Annotated in this window: 16 protein-coding genes; 8 read left to right on the plus strand and 8 right to left on the minus strand. The window is 71.0% G+C overall.

Annotation, left to right across the window (positions count from 1 at the left end; all coding sequences use genetic code 11):
• Positions 1-182 precede the first annotated feature (182 nt).
• The 3 genes from AMOR_RS02365 to AMOR_RS02375 form a co-directional block, all read right to left on the minus strand.
• Positions 183-2,582: a hypothetical protein gene (locus tag AMOR_RS02365; protein WP_248358051.1), complete on the minus strand. Its 2,400-nt coding sequence runs from the start codon at positions 2,580-2,582 to the stop codon at positions 183-185.
• 427 nt (positions 2,583-3,009) lie between these two features.
• A complete protein-coding gene (locus AMOR_RS02370; RefSeq protein ID WP_248358053.1) occupies positions 3,010-3,675 on the minus strand; it encodes an NrsF family protein in 666 nt (221 codons plus the stop codon).
• Positions 3,672-4,364 (minus strand): RNA polymerase sigma factor, encoded by a 693-nt coding sequence (locus AMOR_RS02375; RefSeq protein WP_248358055.1) that lies wholly within the window; start codon positions 4,362-4,364, stop codon positions 3,672-3,674. Before AMOR_RS02375 ends, AMOR_RS02370 begins: the two co-directional genes overlap by 4 nt.
• Before the next feature lie 339 nt (positions 4,365-4,703).
• Between AMOR_RS02375 and AMOR_RS02380 the strand changes: the two genes are divergently transcribed.
• The 3 genes from AMOR_RS02380 to AMOR_RS02390 all read left to right on the plus strand — a co-directional run bounded on the left by AMOR_RS02380 (position 4,704) and on the right by AMOR_RS02390 (position 8,588).
• The gene (locus AMOR_RS02380) at positions 4,704-5,303 is read left to right on the plus strand and encodes an OsmC family protein (RefSeq protein WP_248358057.1); all 600 of its coding nucleotides are present in this window, start codon (positions 4,704-4,706) and stop codon (positions 5,301-5,303) included.
• Positions 5,304-5,420: 117 nt separating this feature from the next.
• On the plus strand, positions 5,421-6,599 hold the full coding sequence (locus AMOR_RS02385) for an NAD(P)/FAD-dependent oxidoreductase (protein WP_248358059.1): 1,179 nt from the start codon (positions 5,421-5,423) through the stop codon (positions 6,597-6,599).
• Positions 6,600-6,776: 177 nt separating this feature from the next.
• Positions 6,777-8,588 (plus strand): carbon starvation CstA family protein, encoded by a 1,812-nt coding sequence (locus AMOR_RS02390; RefSeq protein WP_248358061.1) that lies wholly within the window; start codon positions 6,777-6,779, stop codon positions 8,586-8,588.
• A gap of 113 nt (positions 8,589-8,701) precedes the next feature.
• Here AMOR_RS02390 and AMOR_RS02395 read toward each other — a convergent pair whose 3' ends face one another.
• The 3 genes from AMOR_RS02395 to AMOR_RS02405 form a co-directional block, all read right to left on the minus strand.
• Complete coding sequence (locus tag AMOR_RS02395; RefSeq protein ID WP_248358063.1) at positions 8,702-9,385, minus strand: hypothetical protein; 684 nt, start codon at positions 9,383-9,385, stop codon at positions 8,702-8,704.
• Between the two features lie 189 nt (positions 9,386-9,574).
• Positions 9,575-10,303: a ferritin family protein gene (locus tag AMOR_RS02400; RefSeq protein WP_248358065.1), complete on the minus strand. Its 729-nt coding sequence runs from the start codon at positions 10,301-10,303 to the stop codon at positions 9,575-9,577.
• On the minus strand, positions 10,300-10,557 hold the full coding sequence (locus tag AMOR_RS02405) for a hypothetical protein (RefSeq protein WP_248358067.1): 258 nt from the start codon (positions 10,555-10,557) through the stop codon (positions 10,300-10,302). The genes AMOR_RS02400 and AMOR_RS02405 overlap by 4 nt, the downstream gene beginning before the upstream one ends.
• Positions 10,558-10,759: 202 nt before the next feature.
• Here AMOR_RS02405 and AMOR_RS02410 point away from each other — a divergent pair, with 202 nt between their 5' ends.
• Positions 10,760-11,992, plus strand: a complete 1,233-nt coding sequence (locus AMOR_RS02410) for a zinc ribbon domain-containing protein (protein ID WP_248358069.1) — start codon at positions 10,760-10,762, stop codon at positions 11,990-11,992.
• An 86-nt stretch (positions 11,993-12,078) separates the two neighbouring features.
• On the opposite strand, the gene AMOR_RS02415 is transcribed toward AMOR_RS02410, so the two are convergent.
• Both AMOR_RS02415 and AMOR_RS02420 read right to left on the minus strand, forming a co-directional pair.
• Positions 12,079-12,432 (minus strand): hypothetical protein, encoded by a 354-nt coding sequence (locus AMOR_RS02415; RefSeq protein WP_248358071.1) that lies wholly within the window; start codon positions 12,430-12,432, stop codon positions 12,079-12,081.
• 78 nt (positions 12,433-12,510) lie between these two features.
• Positions 12,511-13,182: a CGNR zinc finger domain-containing protein gene (locus tag AMOR_RS02420; protein ID WP_248358073.1), complete on the minus strand. Its 672-nt coding sequence runs from the start codon at positions 13,180-13,182 to the stop codon at positions 12,511-12,513.
• 108 nt (positions 13,183-13,290) lie between these two features.
• Between AMOR_RS02420 and AMOR_RS02425 the strand changes: the two genes are divergently transcribed.
• From AMOR_RS02425 to AMOR_RS29625, 4 genes are all read left to right on the plus strand, one after another.
• Positions 13,291-13,842, plus strand: coding sequence for a hypothetical protein (locus AMOR_RS02425; protein ID WP_248358074.1), 552 nt, complete (start codon positions 13,291-13,293; stop codon positions 13,840-13,842).
• A gap of 33 nt (positions 13,843-13,875) precedes the next feature.
• Positions 13,876-14,778 carry an alpha/beta fold hydrolase gene (locus AMOR_RS02430; protein WP_248358076.1) on the plus strand — a complete coding sequence of 301 codons (903 nt, stop codon included), beginning with the start codon at positions 13,876-13,878 and terminating at the stop codon, positions 14,776-14,778.
• Positions 14,775-15,173, plus strand: coding sequence for a nuclear transport factor 2 family protein (locus tag AMOR_RS02435; RefSeq protein ID WP_248358078.1), 399 nt, complete (start codon positions 14,775-14,777; stop codon positions 15,171-15,173). The genes AMOR_RS02430 and AMOR_RS02435 overlap by 4 nt, the downstream gene beginning before the upstream one ends.
• A 309-nt stretch (positions 15,174-15,482) precedes the next feature.
• Entirely contained in the window at positions 15,483-17,417 is a 1,935-nt protein-coding gene (locus tag AMOR_RS29625; RefSeq protein WP_256468115.1) for a hypothetical protein, read from the plus strand.
• The last annotated feature ends 77 nt before the right edge of the window (positions 17,418-17,494 follow it).

Consider the following 17,494-nt stretch of genomic DNA (forward strand, 5'->3'; position numbering starts at 1 on the left):
AGTCCACGGTCCGTATGCTCGACTTCGGGTGAAGGTGCGGGAGGACCGCTACTCGGACTCTGGGTGCAGCGGTGAATCGCCAGCTCGGATCGGCCGGGATACACGAAGGGCTCCGATCGGTCACCGATCGGAGCCCTCGTTCGTTCACCCCGCCGCGCCGCTTGGGGCGAGACGAGCCAGCTCTACTGGATCGCGCCCGTGGAGGCGTTGAGCTTGTCGACGAGCGCCTGCATGGCGGCCATCGGCACGCCGGACCTGTTCATCGCGGACCCGACGAACGCGGTCATCGCGGTGGCCATGCCGGTGGTTCCGGCGCTCGACTGCATCATCGTGCCCGACCCTCCCATCATCCCGCCCATCCCGCCCATGGCGATGGAGGTGGAGCCCATCATCCCGTTCATCGTGCCATCGGACGCGTCCTTCATCATCGCGGTCACCATCCCGGAGGAGGAGACGGTCATCCCGATGGTCTTCGCGTACTGCGACATGGCCGCGATGGACATGCCGTAGTTCTTCCGGCTCTGGTCGGCGCCGGTCCCCGAGCCCGCCACGGCCGGGTCCATCGGCGAGGTCATCAGGATGTCCCCCGCCATGAAGTAGTTCCCGACCGCCGTGTTCGCCGCCCCGGCGTTCGCGGCCGTCATGCCGCCGGACATGGCCTGGGCCCGGGCCTGGGCCATGGACGTGAGCGGCGTCACCTGGACCCCGGTGGTCGTCGAGCCGGCCGTGACCGACGGAACCACGGCCGTCATCACGTCGCCCGCCTGCATCGTCATCGAGGCACCGGTGGCCTCATCCGTGAAGGATCCGCCGGTCATCTGCAGCATGACGGTTCCCGCGTAGGCGCCGAGCGACATGGTGAAGTTGCCTGATGCGTCGACGGTGCTCGTTCCGATCCGCGGACCCATGGTGCCGTTGCTCACCGCGTAGGCGCTCATGGTGCCCGAGGACATGGCGCCCATGAACGCCGTGCCGGTCATCGTGCCGTGCGGGGTGGTTCCGCCGCCGGCGCCGGGGAGCTGCCCGTTCGAGCCCGCGAGCTGGTTCATGAGAGCCTGCATGTCGGCGAGCTGGACGCCCGACCTGTTCATCGCGGAGCCGATGAAGGCGGACATGGCCGTCGAGAGGCTGGACGTGCCGGCCGAGGGCTGCATCGTCCCGCCCATCATGCCGCCCATGCCCGCCATCGACACGGCGGTCGAGCCCATCATCCCGTCCATGATGCCGTCCGAGGCGTCGTTCATCATGGCGGTGACGATCCCCGACGACGACGTCGTCATCCCGATCGTCTTCGCGTACTCGGACATCGCGGCGATGGACATGCCGTAGTTCTTCATGTCCTGGGTGGCGGTGCTGCCCGAGCCTTGCACCATCGGGTCCATGGGCGCCGTGTGCAGGATGTCGTTCACCGAGAAGTACGTCCCGACCGCGGTGTGCGTGGTGGCGATGTTGGCGTCCGTCATCCCGCCGGTCATCGCTCTCGCCCGGGCGTGCGCCATCGACGTGAGCGGGGTCACCTGGATGCCCGTCGTGGTAGAGCCGGAGGTGACCGCCGGAACGCACGCCACCAGCACGTCGCCGGCGAGCATGGGCATGTTCGAGCCCGTCGCCTCGTCCGCGTACGTGCCGCCGGTCATCTGGAGCATCACGGAACCCGCATACGACCCGAGCGACACGCTGAAGTTGCCCGCCGCATCCGTGGGCGCGCTGCCGAGCTGGGCGCCCATCATGCCGCTCTGGATGGCATAGGCCGTCACGGTGGCGCCGCCGACCGGCCCCTTCACCGCCGTGCCCGACATCATCCCGGTCGTCGTCCCGCCACCGCCACCGGGGAGCTGCCCGCCGGCAGACGTGAGCTGGTGCTCGAGCGCCTGCATGTCCGTCATTGTCACGCCGGACTTGTTCGCCGCGGACCCCACGAACGCGGTCATCGCCGTCGCGAGCCCGGTCGTTCCCGCGGTCCCCTGCATCATCGTCCCGCTCGCGATCCCGCCACCCATGGCGACGGGAGCGGTGCCCATCTTGCCGTCCATCACGCCGTCCGAGGCGTCATCCATCATCGCGGTGACGATGCCCGAGGAGCTCGGCATCCCGATGGACATCGCGTACTGGGACATCGCCGCGATGGCCATGCCGTAGTTCTTCGCGTCCTGGCTGGCGCCGGTGCCGGAGCCGGCCACCATCGGGTTCATCGGAGCGGTGTGGAGGATGTCGCCCACCATGAAGTAGGCGCCCATCGCGGCGTTCGCGGTCGAGATGTTCGCCGCCGTGATGCCCCCCGTCATGTGGTGCACGCGCGAGTGCGCCATCGAGGTCAGCGGCGTGATCTGGATCCCCGTGGTCGTCGCGCCCGCTGCCACCGAAGGGATGGCGGAGGCCATCACGTCCCCGGGCTGCATGGGCATCGTCGTCCCCGTGGCCTCGTCGGCGTACGTCCCACCGCTCGCCTGCAACATGAGCGGGCCCGAGTAATCGCCGATGGAGATGGAGAAGTTCCCCATCGAGTCGGTGGCCCCTCCGCCGACCTGCGCGCCCATCGTGCCGTTGGTGATGGCGTACGCAGTCACCGTGGCGCCGCTCACGGGGCCCTTCACGACGGTGCCGGCGATCGTGCCAGCGGTGGGCGGAGTCGTGGTGCCGCCCCCACTGCTTCCACCGCCGCAGGCAAAGAGCAGGAGAGTCGAGCTCGCGAGAGCCGCGAGAGTCGCGGTCCGGATGTTCATGGGAAGCCTTTCGCTCGGGCACGACGGCTGCCCGCTACACCCAAGTCGGTGCAAGAGGGCGCGGGATACGCCCTCTCCCTCCGGTCAGAGACGCTCCCGGCCCGGAGGGTTCGTTTGAGAGCGAAACAACCAGGCGGTGGGTCTGTTCCCGACGTTCGGGGCCCCCTCGTCGTGGGCCTCGAGATCCCGCCACCGCGGTGCTCGACGGGCAGCGTGACTCCCCCTCGCCGCGGGGAGCGGCCGGGGGGTCATGACGATCCGGACGGCACCGACACCGTCCGACCGGCTATCCGCGCCGCAGCCGGAAGATGCGGACTCCGATGGCCGCGCCCGCCAGCGCGAGAGCGACGAGGGGCAGGACGTGGCCGACGAGGACGTGGTCGGGCACCGCCAGCGGACACCAGAGCTCGACCATCACGGCCGCCCAGGCGCCGGCCACGGTTCCGAGGGCGGCTCCGGCCGTCCGGGGGTGCCGCGGCTCCAGGCCGCGGCTGGCGTAGGCGAGAGTCACGAAGGGCCAGGGGGCAGTCATGGCGGTGAGCGCGAAGCAGCGCCAGCCGACGCGCGTGAAGGGATCGTCGTAGGTGGTGTGCCAGAGCATCAGCCACGCCCCGACCAGCAACGGCACGCCGATCGCGACGCCCAGCAGCAGCCCGCGCGACGGCAAGAGCATCGAGCGCCGCACGGGAAGCACGAGCAAGGAGGACGAGAGAGCGAGCGCGACGGTGCCGGCGAGGATCCAGCCTCCACTCTCCACCGGCCGTCCGAGGGCGTGAGTCACCCCCCCGACGTCGCCGAAGAGGAGCGGGCCCCACTGCAGCACGGCGGACATCGCGAGGGTGGCGAGCGCCGCAAGCGCGACGGTGGCCGGGAGCCGATCCGTCCGGCGCGGCACGGGACGCTGCCGGACCGCCTCGAGGACGCGAAGCTTCAGGGAGTCGGGGGGCATCATGTGGGTACTCCTCCCTCGCGGACGTGGCCTGGCCGTGACTTGCGGTTGGGCGCGGGGCGAGCCGTTCGCTCCGGAGCGCCGCGAAGTCGCCGGGCAACGGCCTTGCGGAGCGCCGCGGTGGCGCGGTGGGCGCGAACCTTCACCATTCCGCGGGTGATGCCGAGCACCTCGGCCGCCTCGGCCACCGAGAGGCCCTCGAGCTTCACCAGCTCGAAGGCGTCGCGCCAGGCGGCCGGAAGCGAGGCGAAGTCGCGCCGCGCCCCCGCCTCAAGGCGCCGGTGGTGGAGCGCCTCCTCCGGGGAAGGGGCCGTGGCCGGTTCGTCGGGATCGCGAACGTCCTGGGCCCGCAGCTCCTCGCGTTCACCGCGACGGCCGAGATCGATCAGCAGTCGGCGGGCGATGGCGTAGGCCCAGGGCATGACGGCGCTGCCGCGCACGAAACGGTGGCGGGCGGCGTGGATCTGGAAGAGCGTCTGCTGCACCGTGTCCTCGGCCGAGCTTCGGCTCCGGGTCCAGCGGAGAGCGAAGCGGTACAGCCGCGGCGCGAGCTCGTCGTAGAGAACGACGAATGCCGGCTCCTCGCCGCAGGCGTACCGCTCCATGGCGCGGTCGGCACGAGACGCGCCTGCGTCGTCGACGTCGCTTCTGCCGGCCGTCATGGCAGCAACCTGGCCGATCACTGCCTCCATGGTCACCTCGTCGCATGCAATACGCGCCCGGGCTCCTCCGGTTACGGCCATGGGCGACCGGGCGGCGCCATGGTGGTCTCGAGGTCCGGCCGGGTCGCGTGGAGCCGGTGGAAGCAGTGAGTGGCTTGCCAGGGCGCTCGGAAGGGCTGCCGACGGTTGCCGCGCTGCACCCCTTGGACGGGGCGACTCCGCCGGCAGGGCAGGATTTCGGATGGCCCCCGTCGCGAGTCGTCGCCGAGGAAGGGCTCCGTAACCGGAGCGCGCGCACTCCGTATCCGCTTCGTCCGCCCACCACGAGACCGATCCCGGTCCCTCGGGCGACATGGAGGAAATCGAGACATGGAGACGACGCCCACCACCACGCAGACCGCGAAGCAGCCCCGCACGCCCATGCCGCTCAACGGCGTCGACACCCCGACGCTCTTCGCCACGCTCGACGCGGTGAAGCACCAGCCGGCGCTCGCCAAGTTCCAGTTCCGGGCCACGAATCGATGGCAGCAGGGCACTCACAGCCGCAGCCGGATGGAGTCGTTCCACGGCGCCGGCGGCGAGCGGAAGCACGTGCGGGAGTTCACCTTCGACGCGGATCACCCGCAGGTGCTGGTCGGCCGCGACCAGGGTCCCACGCCGGTGGAGTTCCTGCTCCACGCCATCGCGGCCTGCATCACGGCGGGGATCGGCAACATCGCGGCGGCGCGCGGCGTCCGGCTGGCCGAGGTCGAGTCCACCGTCGAAGGCGACATCGATCTCCGCGGGATCCTCGGCCTCTCCGAGGAGGTTCGCAACGGCTACGAGCAGCTCCGGGTCAGCGTCAAGATCAAGGGTGACGCCTCGCCGGAGAAGCTCGCTCAGATCGTGGAGCAGTCCCGCGCCCGTTCTGCCGTGTACGACGTCCTCACGAACGGGATCCCGGTCGCGATCTCGGTCAGCGCGGGGTGACGCACGTCGATGCCGCCGGCCGTCCACGCTCGCGCGGACGACCGGCGGCGTTCATTCGCGGACGGTCGCCCGGCGCATCGGGCGACGTGATGCCCGGGCCGAAGGGAGGAGACGACCATGCAGACAGGACCCAGCTTCCGATCTCGTTACGACGCCATCGTCGTCGGTGCCCGTGCCGCCGGCGCGGCGACGGCGATGCTCCTCGCTCGCGCTGGCCTGAGCGTCCTGGCCGTCGATCGTGGGCGACTCGGGGACGACACCCTCTCGACGCACGCCCTCATGCGCGGCGCCGTGCTGCAGCTCCACCGCTGGGGCCTCCTGCGAGCGCTCCAGGCGGCCGGGACGCCGCCCATCCGATCGGCGACCTTCCACTACGGCGAGGAGGAGATCCTGGTGCCCATCAAGGCGCGCGACGGGATCGACGCGCTGTACGCGCCCCGGCGCACCGTCCTCGACCCGCTGATCGTGCGAGCCGCAGCGGCCGCTGGAGCGGAAGTCGTCCACGGCGTCACCGCCGTCGACCTCGTCCGCGACGCGCGCGGCCGGGTGGCGGGCGCCGTGCTCGCCGGCGCGGGCGGTCGCACCACCCGCGTCGAGGCGGACGTCGTGGTCGGGGCCGACGGCATCCGATCGCCCGTCGCTCGGCTCGCGGGCGCACCGGTCGAGCGCGCCGGCCGGAGCGCGACCGCGGTCGTGTACGGCCACTTCGCCGGGCTCGCCCTCGACGGCTACCACTGGTACTACCGGCCCGGCGTCAGCGCTGGCGCGATCCCGACGAATGATGGTCGCGCCTGCGTCTTCGTGGCGCTTCCCCCGGCGCGCTTCCTCCGCGAGCTCCGCGGCGGCCTGGACGCCCTGTACCGGCGCGCCCTCGCCGAGGCGACGCCGGAGCTGGCGCCGGCGGTCGCCAGCGCGCGCCTCGACGCGAAGCTCCGATCTTTTCCCGGCACGACGGGGTTCCTCCGCCGCGCCTGGGGACCAGGCTGGGCGCTCGTCGGCGACGCCGGGTACTTCAAGGACCCACTCACGGCCCACGGTCTGACCGACGCCCTGCGCGATGCGGAGCTGCTCTCGCGCGCCATCGTGGCCGGCACCGACGACGCGCTCGCCGGGTACCAGGCGACTCGCGACGAGCTCTCCCTCGGCCTGTTCGAGGTGACGGACCGGGTCGCGTCGTTCGCATGGGATCTCGACCAGGCGAAGCGCGACCACCACCTCCTGGCCCGGCACATGGCCGGCGAGACGGAGATGCTGCTCGCGCTCGACCGTGAGCCCGCCCGCGCCGAAGCGGTCTAGGCGCCTGCGGATTGCCCCTCCGTAAAACCGCGACCCTCCGCCGCGCGGCATTGCGCCGCCGCGCGGTGCGGCAATCATTCCCAATCCGGCTGCGCCAAGTCAGCCAACGGGCATTTCGACCGGGTGTACCCTTCGAGGCTCGACAGGGCGCCTGGAAGGGCCTCTGGGAGGGTCCACATGAACGCAGTCACGCTGGTGTTCGTTGCACTCTGCGTGTTCGCGATCGCGTATCGCTTCTACGGCCTCTTCATCGCGAACCACGTGCTCGGAGTGAAGGATGCTCGCGTCACGCCGGCGGTCGCGCTCGCGGACGGGCACGACTACCACAAGACGAACAAGTACGTCCTCTTCGGCCACCACTTCGCCGCGATCGCCGCCGCGGGCCCGCTCCTCGGGCCGGTGCTCGCCGCGCAGTTCGGCTATCTGCCCGGCGCGCTCTGGATCATCATCGGCGCAGTCCTCGCCGGCGCCGTCCACGACATGGTGGTGCTGTTCGCATCGGTCCGGCACAAGGGGAAGAGCCTCTCGCTCATCGCGGAGCACGAGATCGGCAAGGCCGCCGGCACGCTCGCCTCGTTCGCCGTCCTCTTCATCCTGATCCTCACCCTGGCCGGTCTCTCCATCGCGGTCGTGAACGCGCTCTTCGAGAGCGCCTGGGGCACGTTCACGGTGGCGTGCACCATCCCGATCGCCCTGCTCATGGGGCTCTACCTCTACAAGGTCCGCCCGGGTGACGTGCTCGGCGCGAGCGTGATCGGCGTGGTCCTGCTCTTCCTCGCGCTCCTCGCGGGTCCGCACGTGGCCGCCGATCCGGCCCTCGCGCGCTGGTTCACCTTCCCGAAGAGCACCATCGCGCTCCTCATCCCCGCCTACGGGTTCGCGGCGTCGGTGCTGCCGGTGTGGGTGCTCCTCTGCCCGCGCGACTACCTCTCCACCTACCTGAAGCTCGGCACGATCCTGATGCTCGTCGCGGGCATCTTCGTCGTCCACCCGCAGCTGGAGATGCCCGCGGTCACCCAGTGGGTGGGCGGTGGCGGCCCGATCATCCCGGGCAAGGTCTTCCCGTTCATCTTCATCACGATCGCCTGCGGCGCGCTCTCCGGCTTCCACGCGGTGATCGGGACCGGCACCACGCCCAAGATGATCGGGAGCGAGCGTGAGATCGCGTTCGTCGGGTACGGCGCGATGCTCGTCGAGGGCGTGGTGGCCATCATGGCCCTCGTCGCCGCCTGCGTCCTCGTGCCCGCCGACTACTTCGCGATCAACTCCGCGGCGCCGGCGTTCGCGAAGCTCGGGATGGTGCCGGTGCACCTGCCCGAGCTCGCCCAGGAGGTCGGCGAGAAGCTCCAGGGCCGCCCGGGCGGCGCGGTCTCGCTCGCGGTGGGCATGGCCTACATCTTCTCGGCGGTCCCCTTCATGAAGGGGCTCGCGAGCTACTGGTACCACTTCGCCATCATGTTCGAGGCGGTGTTCATCCTGACCGCGGTGGACACCGGGACGCGCGTCGGCCGCTACATGCTCCAGGAGATGCTCGGGAAGGTGTTCCCGAAGCTCGACGAGAAGAAGTGGATGCCCGGGATCGTCCTGACCAGCCTCCTCTTCACCGGGGCCTGGGGCTACCTCGTCTACACGGGCGACATCGCCACCATCTGGCCTCTGTTCGGCATGTCCAACCAGCTCCTCGCCACGAGCGCGCTCATCATCTGCACGACGATGCTGATCCGGATGGGCAAGGCGAGATACGCGTGGGTCTCGGCCGTGCCCGGCATCTTCATGATCCCGGTGACCATGACGGCGGGATACCTGAACGTCGTGAACAACTACTGGCCGAAGCAGGACTGGCTCAAGGTCGGGCTCTCCGTGACCCTGATGATCCTGATGGCGCTCGTGTTCCTCGAGGCCTTCCGGAAGTGGTTCGAGCTCCTCCAGGTGAAGGCGCTCGTGAAGGACAAGTACGGTGAGCTCGTGGTGGTGGACGTGGAGGAGTAGCGCCAGTCTCCACCCGTTCCCCGGCCCCGATCGCCGCGAGGCGGTCGGGGCCTTTCGCGCCCTCCGCGGCGACGGCCGGCCGGACGAACCGCGCGCCAACGTTCGCACCATCACTACTGGTCGACGCCGCCGCGCCCTTCGACCGGGCCGGTGGAGGTCGCTCGATGCCGCCGCTCGGCCTCGTGTCGGACGCGCGCGAGGATGAGCCACCGGATGAGCACCGCGCCGGCGCCGAACCGGCGCCAGTACCTGCGGAAGCGCCTGCGCGCGTCGTCGTCCGTCGCCACGGCGCGCGTCTCGGTCGCGATGCGCGTGCGCGCAGCGCCGACGGGCTCGGCCTCGATCGTCCACGCGATCTTGACGACGCCCGGATCGGCGAACGCGGCGAACCGGTCCGGCGGCAGGGCCGTGAAGACGACGTTCGCCTCCCACGGCCTCGTGAAGGCGCCCATCACGATCTCGCGGCCCGGACGCTCGGAGAGCACGCCCCACCCCAGCCCGAGCGTCTCCTCGACGATCCCCTTCGGCTCCCGGGGCGGCGCGGTGGCGCGGAGCAGCTTGCTCCGCGCCCAGAAGATGGCGTGAACCAGCGGGATCGACTGGACGTCCATCGACCGCGCCACCTCGAACACCAGCTCCGCGGGGGCGCGCACGACGGCCTCGGCGCGCTCGCGGATGTCGCGCTCCGGCATGAATCGGTCGATCGTGCGGAACCGATGGGCCTCCACGCGCCGCTGGATCCCGAGGAGCTGCCGAACCTGCATGACCTGGTGCCCTGCACCCGCGACGGCGAGCATCGACCCGCCGTGGCCCGCATGCGCGTGCGCATGGCGATCCTCCTCGCGCGACGTATATCGATGCCGTGCCTCCATGGGCGCGGCTCGTTGGCGCACCCGGCCCGCGGTCGAACCGGCCCGGAGTGCGGTGGGCGTCCGCTCCCGCTTGAGCGTTGCGCTTGCATGCCTGGACCTCGATCGTCCAGGTGATCATCTCCGTGCCCGCGCCGCGAGCCACTCCCGCGCCGCGGCCGTGTCCACTCCCGCGCCCTCGAGCCCGGGGAAGATCACCTCGTCGAGCACACGGACGAAGAGGTCGCGCTTCGTGGCGTGCGGCAGGACCCCGACGGCGAGGAGCGCCTCGTCCTCGCGGTCCGGCTCGACGGGGTGGAACAGGTCGTCGTCGATGCTGCCCTGGAGCATCGCCGGCAGGAGCGGACCGAGGAACGCGGTCCGGCGCCGCGCAGCGGCGATGGCGAGATGCGCCCAGCCGAGCCGCGCATGCGCGACCTCGTCTGCGGCCAGCTCCCGGAGCACCTCGTGGAGCGAGGGGTCGCGCGCTACCGGCAGGAGCGTCGTCAGCACCGCCACGCTGACGCTCTCCGCCACGCAGCAGGCAGCCACCAGCTCGTAGGTCACCGCGTCCTGCTCCACGAGCCCTGATGGCGCGACCGCGGGCGGCGGGGGCGGCTCACGCGCCGGGACGCGCTGGCCGAGCTCGGCGGCGAGGCGGGCGCAGTGCGTTGCGTGCCGCCGCTCGTCGGCGGCGGCGCGACGCGCGAGATCGACCAGGTGCGGGGGCTCGTCGAGCGCCTCGAGGCGCTCGGCCAGGGTCTCGAACCGGACCTCCGCCTCTCGTTCCACCTTCCAGCGGAACGCCCAGGCCGAGGCCGCCAGCGCGCGAACGTTCCCGGCAGGTCGGGCGCCCGGGCGGCTCACCAGCCCTTCACTCCGTCACCCTGCGACTGGGCCGCCTTCTTCTTCTCCTCGTCGGCCTTCTTCTTCTCCTTCTCGGCCTTCTCGGCCTTGGCCTTCTCGGCTTCCTGGTCCTTCTCCTTCGCCTTCTCGGTCTTCTCCGTGGGAGCCGCGCCCTTGTCCTCGGCGCGGACCCCCGCGACCCCCGCCAGCGCCATGCCCCCCGCTACCAGCACGCGCAGGAGCTTGCTGACGGTGGGGTTCTTCATCTCGGCCATCGAAGCCTCCCCGTACTCGGCGAACACCTCCCGGCTAGGACGAACCGTGAGGCGCCGCCAATCCCTCTAGGGTCAGCGACGACCGCCGTCCGGAGCGGTGCGAGAGGCGCAGCGCCTCGGCGACGAGTCGAGCCGGCATCGCCCTTCCCTCGTGGTGCCCGGGACCTTGCCCGGAGTCACCGTGCGTGCGACCGTGGCCCCCATGCTCGCGAAAGTGAAGACCGCGCTCACGGCGATCTACCGGAGCCTCACGCGCACCGGGGAGGAGCAGTCGCTCCACAAGGTCGCGCTCGCGGTCGTGCTCCTCCTCGACGTCTTCATCCTGGTCTCGATCTTCGACGGCCTCGAGGTCCACACGCAGCAGCTGGCGTCGCCTTCGGGGCGCATCCCGCAGCTCTGCCGCGAGATCGTGATCGAGCGGGCGTGGACTCCCGGGGGCCGGCTGGACCGGCTCGCGGCGGCGGTGGCGTCGCGCCGATCGCTCTACAGGGATCCCGAGGAACGTGAGCCGGAGGCCGTGCCCACCTGCCGCCGCGTCCTGGTACCGCTCGACGCCATCGCGGCCCAGGGAGAGCTGGGGGGACTTCTGGAGAAGCGGCAGGGGCTCACCGCGGAGCTTCGCGACGCCGAGACGACGCTCGCGCGCGAGAAGGGGGCCTACGACACGCACCTGCTGGAGTCGCTCGCGAAGCCCGCGGCTGAACGGCCCGACGTCGAGGCCATCCTGGCCACGGTCCAGCGTCGCACGGCGGCCATCGAGGAAGCACGCGCTCGGCTCGTCGAGATCGATGCCCGCATCGGTGACTCGCCACAGGTGACCGCCCTCTGGGCTGCGCTCGACGCAATGGGGACCGGCGACGCCGTCGCCCTCGCCGCAGAGCTGCGCCAGCTGGAGCGCTGGTACCCGGTGAAGCGGCTCGGCATGCAGCTGATCTTCCTGCTGCCCCTCCTCGCCGCGTTCGCGACCTGGCACGCGGCGAGCGCGCGGCGGGGCCGCGGGCTCCAGGCGCTCGTCTCCTCGCACCTCGTCGTCGTGGCGTCGATCCCGTTGCTCTTCCGGATCGCCGACGCCGTTTACGAGGTCCTCCCGAAGCGCCTCCTGAAGCGGCTCATCGAGCTTCTCGTTTCGCTCAAGCTCGTCGCGCTCTGGCACTACCTCGTGATCGCAGCCTCCGTCGCGGCCGCCCTCGCGACGGTGTTCGCCATCCAGCGCTGGCTCTTCTCGCGAGAGCGGCTGATCGAGCGGCGAATCGCGAAGGAGCAATGCCAGCGCTGCGGCAAGGGCCTCCCGCCTCGAGCGCGAGCATGTCCCTTCTGCGGCTACGGCCAGCGACGGACGTGCGGATCCTGCGGCGGCCCCACGCCGGTGCACGCGCCGTTCTGCTCCGAGTGCGGCGCGGCTTCGACGGCGGGCGGGCTCCCCGGCACCGGTTGACGGGCGGAGCGGTCGACGTGATCCGCTGCCCCGATCGGACCGCGAGACCCGGGCCCCAGCACCATTCGTTCGCAATCCACACCGCGCTACGAGCGCCGTGCGATCCGGGCCTTGGCCCGGTCGAGCGCGTCGCCCGGCCAGACGTCCACCCGCGAACCGTCCTTGCTGTACTCCTCGACGAACATCCCGGCGAACGCGTCGGGAGTGAGCGTCGTTCCGGCGGCCTTTGCCGCGTCACCGTTCGTGTGCCAGAGGTCGAGGATCGCGATGTCGATCGTCGCCGAGAGGTGCAGCGCCTCGGCGACGACGGCTCTCCATTCCGTCGCGGTCGTCCCGAGCGCCTGCCGGAGCTTCGGCGCCATCGACATGACGGACCGCTCCTTCTCCGGGGTGAGGTGCCCGATGACGTCGAGGACGTAGGTCGCGAAGAGCGTATCCACCGGTCCCCACGCGCGCGGGGGCGGTGCGGGGTCGGGCTTCTTCCGGAAAGGCCACATTCTTCCGCTCCGATTGCCGGGCTACGGCTTCGCAAGTATACGAGGAGTGGACGCGTCCGCAGCGAGCTGACCGCGCGGCGTCGATACGCGACTCCTGATCGAGGTCTCGGTGGCGCGGCGCGCGTGCGCTGCGACCTTGGCGCGGTTTCCGCAGACCGCCATCGAGCACCAGCGCCGAACCTGGGCCTGGGATGCGTCCCGGAAGTAGAGGATGCATTCCGGGTTCGCACACTTGCGAATCGAGCCGGCGCCGCGCACCGCCAGCCCGGCTGCAGCGAGCGCGATGCGTCCCAGGGCACCCGACCACGAGCGATTCACCGGAAGGTCCTCGAGCCACCAGCCCTCGTCCGTCTCACGGATCTGGGGATACGTCGCTGCGGCCTCCAGCTCCAAGTTCAGACGGCTGATCGACTCCAGGGCCGGGGCCTTCCCGGAGGCCCGCTCGGTGACGAGCTCGCGCACCATGTCGCGTAGCGAGAGGGCCGCCGCGTAGGCGGCGGCCTCCGCGTGCTCGCGGCGCGTCTGGCGTCTCACCCGCCTCGCTTCGCGTTCGGTCAGGGCTCCCGCGCGTACGAGGAACCTGAGGACGTCACCCCAGTCGTGGAGCGCCTCTGTTCGGAGGTCCGTTCCGAGCACGGTGTTGACGAAGTCGACCGCGAGATGGTTCCCGACGAGCCAGAAGCGATCCTGCATGGTTGAACCATAACCGGTTCGAATCTGCCGAGCCAGTTGTAACGACTAACCGGTTCGGAAGACTTCAGACGGTTAGAGCCGCACCCCAACCGACATGGAGGCAGTCCGATGAAGAACTTCGATCCCGGCGATGGCCACCCCTCTCCTGCTCGCTCTCCCCCGGGGCGCGCGTCGAGAGCGCGTTCGGAGCTGCTCCGCGACATCGTGCAGGCCGGCCTCATCACCGGCGCGCTGGATGCTGCGGTCGCCGTCGTCCTCTACGTGTTCGTGCTGCACGCGCTTTCCGTGCTCGGCGTGCTGCAGTTCATCGCGAGCGGTCTGCTGGGCACGGCCGCCTTCCAGGGAGGACTCGTCACGGCTCTCCTGGGCTTCGCGATCCACTTCTTCCTCGCGCTTGCGTTCGCCGCCCTCTTCATCGCCTCGTCGCAGCGGCTCGCGATCCTGGGCGAGCATCCGGTGGCGAGCGGAATCCTCTACGGAGCCGCCATCTACTTCCTCATGAACTTCGTGGTGCTGCCGTTCACGGCAGTGCCCAGATCGCCGGTTCGCGCCGTCGAGCTGGTCCCGATGCTCCTGGACCACATGTTCTTCGTGGGGCTGCCGACGGCCCTGATCGTCGCCCACCGCGGGCAGGCCGCCCGCGCCCCCTCGCCCGCGTAGCGCCGCTTCCACCCGTACCAATGGAGACACGTCATGGTTCGCCATCGCACCGTCCACGTCGATTCCGTCACCCTCTTCTACCGTGAAGCCGGAAAGCCGGAAGCCCCGGCGCTCCTCCTGCTCCACGGCTTTCCGTCCTCCTCGCACATGTTCCGGAACCTCATCCCTCTGCTCGCCGACCGCTTTCACGTGGTCGCTCCCGACCTGCCGGGATTCGGCTTCTCGGACGCGCCGGCTCGCGCGGACTTCGCGTACACGTTCGAGAACCTCGCCGACGTGCTCGCCCGCTTCACCGAGAGGCTCGGGCTCGGGCGCTACGCTCTCTACGTGTTCGACTACGGCGCGCCGCTCGGCTTCCGGCTGGCGGTCCGGCACCCGGAGCGGGTGACGGCGATCATCTCGCAGAACGGCAACGCCTACCTGGAGGGACTGAGCCAGGGCTGGAATCCGATCCAGGTGTACTGGAAGGAGCCGACCGCGGCGAACCGAGCGGCGCTGCGCGACTTCCTCCGGCCGGAGACCACACGGTTCCAGTACCTCCACGGCGTCGCCGACGAGACCCTGGTCGCGCCCGAGAGCTACACGCTCGATTCGGCCCTGCTCGCCCGGCCCGGCAACGACGAGGTCCAGCTCGACCTCTTCCTCGACTACCAGAGCAACGTCACGCTCTACCCGGCGTTCCAGGGCTACCTGCGTACGAGACGTCCCCCCGTGCTGGCCGTGTGGGGGAGGAATGATCCGTTCTTCCTGCCGGCGGGTGCGGAGGCCTTCAAGCGCGATCAACCGGAGGCCGAGGTGAGCTTCTACGATACGGGCCACTTCGCCCTGGAGACGCACGCCGCCGAGATCGCCACGGCGATCCGGGATTTCCTGAGGCGCAAGCTCCCGGAGGGCGTCGACCGCGCCGCGTCTTCGCCGAGAGGGGACCGCCCGTGACGACCGATCCCATCGAGGTGGTGCGTCGCTTCTACGAAGTGCTCGCCCGCGGAGACGTGCTCGCTCTCGTCGGGATGCTCGCGCCGCGGCTCGAGTGGACCGAGGCCGAACGCTTCCCGTACCACGGTGGCACCTGGCATACCCCCGAGGAAGTGGTCCAGGGTCTGCTCGCGCCTCTGGAACGCGACTGGGAAGCCTTCTCCGCGCGGCCGGTGTCCAGCGTGGCCGAGGGCGAGCGGGTCGTCTCCCTCGGCGCGTACCGTGGCAAGTACCGGAAGACGGGTCGATCGATGACGGCGCCGTTCGCCCACGTCTGGACCGTGCGCGACGGCAAGATCGCCGGCTTCGTCCAGTACACGGACACGGCGAAGGTGCTGGAGGCGTTGCAGGAGTGAGGACCTCGTCCGCGGGGGCCGTGAGTGATCCGCCGCGCGCCACGCGCGAGCTCCTGGAGTGCCGCAGCCGAGACGGCACTCCAGGGGCGGACCTCCCGTAGCGCGCACGAGTCCCCATGTTCGCGCTGGCGGCGCGCATCTACTCCGATGGCTACCGCCCCGACCGGCGACGACATGCGCCCTTAACCTTCCACCTCGTCCCGGGTCTTTCGAAACGGGCCCTCCGACGGCAGCGGACCGATCGACGCACCTGCCTCCCGGCGGTACCCTGCGCGTGCCGTCGAGCCATGTGTCCGGGGGGAGGACTCCATGTTCACCGTTCGACACATCCGCACGCCGCGTTGGACGGAACGGCGGTACGGAACGCTTGCGCTCTGGGTCGCGCTCTGGTCCACGCTCGGCTGCGCCGCGGGCCGCCGTCAGTACCCGCTACCGATGACAGCCGCGGAGCTGAGCGTCCACGCGGACGGCGCCGCCCTGGTCGCGTACCTGAGCCAGCCGGACGCGAGCGCCGCGGTCTGCGACGTGCGCTCGCCCGGGTCCCACTTCACGCGCATGGACGAGGAAGCGCGGGCGGCCCTGGGCCGCGGGTTTCGCGAGGGCAAGATCGCGCCCCGTGTCTGGCTCCCCTGCATGGAGGCTCTGCTGCGCAGCGCCGACGCGGAGACGTCGAGGGCCCTGCTCGGAGACGTCCTGCAGACCGCGCTCGACACCGTCGAGGATCCGCACCTCGAATTCGACGCCGGCGAGCAGGCTCGACTGGATGCGCTCCAGCAGCTCTACGCCGAGCGCGACGCCAGCCGCACCGCGCCCTCCGCGCTCACGAGAGAGGTCGGCGCGGCGCTCAGGCGCGATCTCCAGGCGAACCGCCTCGGTCCCGCCGGCCGGCCGCGTGCGGCCGATCTGGTGACCTTGCTCGAGCTGGAGCGCGGCCGGTGGCAGGACCGTGCCGTGGACGCGCCGGTGCTCGATTCGCTCGTGGAGGCGCAGGACGAGCGCACGCTCCGCTGGGCCGTCGCCCGTCTCCCGAGCGTCACGATGCGCACGGAGGCGCGACGCCGGATCGTCCAGCTGCACCTCCGCGCTTCCCCGTTCCCCGAGGTTCGGAAGGAGGTGGCCGCGGTGGAGGACGCGGTGATGCGGACCGGCGCGAACGCGATCTCGATCGACGATCACGCGCCGGTGCGCGGCTGGATCGAGCCCTCCCTCGGGTCGGCACGCGAGGTGCTGGTGGAGCAGCACGTTCCGGAGCAATCGGCGAGGCTGCTCGGATACACGAGCGAGCGGCCCACGCCCTCGATCCTTCCAGAGCTGCCGACCCGGGGCAGCCTGCACGTGCTGCTCGATGGCGTCTCGGCCCCGCTCACCGTCTGCGCCCCCGTCGACGAGCTGGACGTGACCCCCTGCCTCGCGCCGGGCGACGTCCGGGTCGAAACGCCGCTCGCCACGATCGACCCCGACGGCGTGCTGCACTTCACCGATTGGATCGGCGAGGCCGAGGCCGTGAATCTCTCGCGCCAGGGGCGCCGCCTCGTCGTCCCCTTCACGGTCGGCGGCCGGCGCGTCGCCGCCCTGGAGTGGTCGCTCCAGTTCCGCGCGCCCCCGGACCTCGTCCTCGCCGGCACGGAGCCCGGCGCTCCAGGCCCGAGCCTCGACATCGTCGTGGACGGCCGACTCACCCGCCTCGTCTACTCGGTGACCGCCGGGCAGCGCCAGCTCCAGGCCGTCGTCGAGTGGGAGGACGCGCCCGCGTTTCACGTGGTCAGCCGCGGAGCTGCGGGCCACCCCGGCACGGACGGCTGGCCCGGCTCGGATGGCTCGTCCGGGTCGGATGGCTGGAGCGCCTCGTGCCCTTCGTCTCCCGGCTCCGACGGTTCGCGCGGCCAGGACGGATCGCGGGGCGGCGACGGTGGCGCCGGAGGACCGGGCGGCGTGGGCGGCGACATCCGCGTCTCGGTGGTCGCCGAGCCCGATGCGCGCGACCGCGTGCTCGCCGTTCTGCGAACGGTCATCCGCAGCGACGGCGGTCCCGGCGGCGCGGGAGGCAGAGGCGGCTCCGGGGGATCGGGCGGGCGTGGCGGGAGCGGCGGATCGGGCACGATCTGCACGGACGCCGATGGCCAGGTCACGACGCTCCCGGGCGGCGCGAGCGGGGCGAACGGCAGTGACGGTTCCCGCGGAGCCGACGGACCGGACGGCCCGCCGGGACGGCCGGGGCAGGTGACGTTCGCCGAGGGCACCTGACGCGGTCGGCGCGAGGCGAATCCAGCAGGAACCTGCCTGCTGGTCCCTGGCGTCGTGACGGCGATCCGCGGCCCCTG

It is taken from the genome of Anaeromyxobacter oryzae, from assembly GCF_023169945.1.
In the GTDB taxonomy this organism is placed as follows: Bacteria; Myxococcota; Myxococcia; order Myxococcales; family Anaeromyxobacteraceae; genus Anaeromyxobacter; species Anaeromyxobacter oryzae.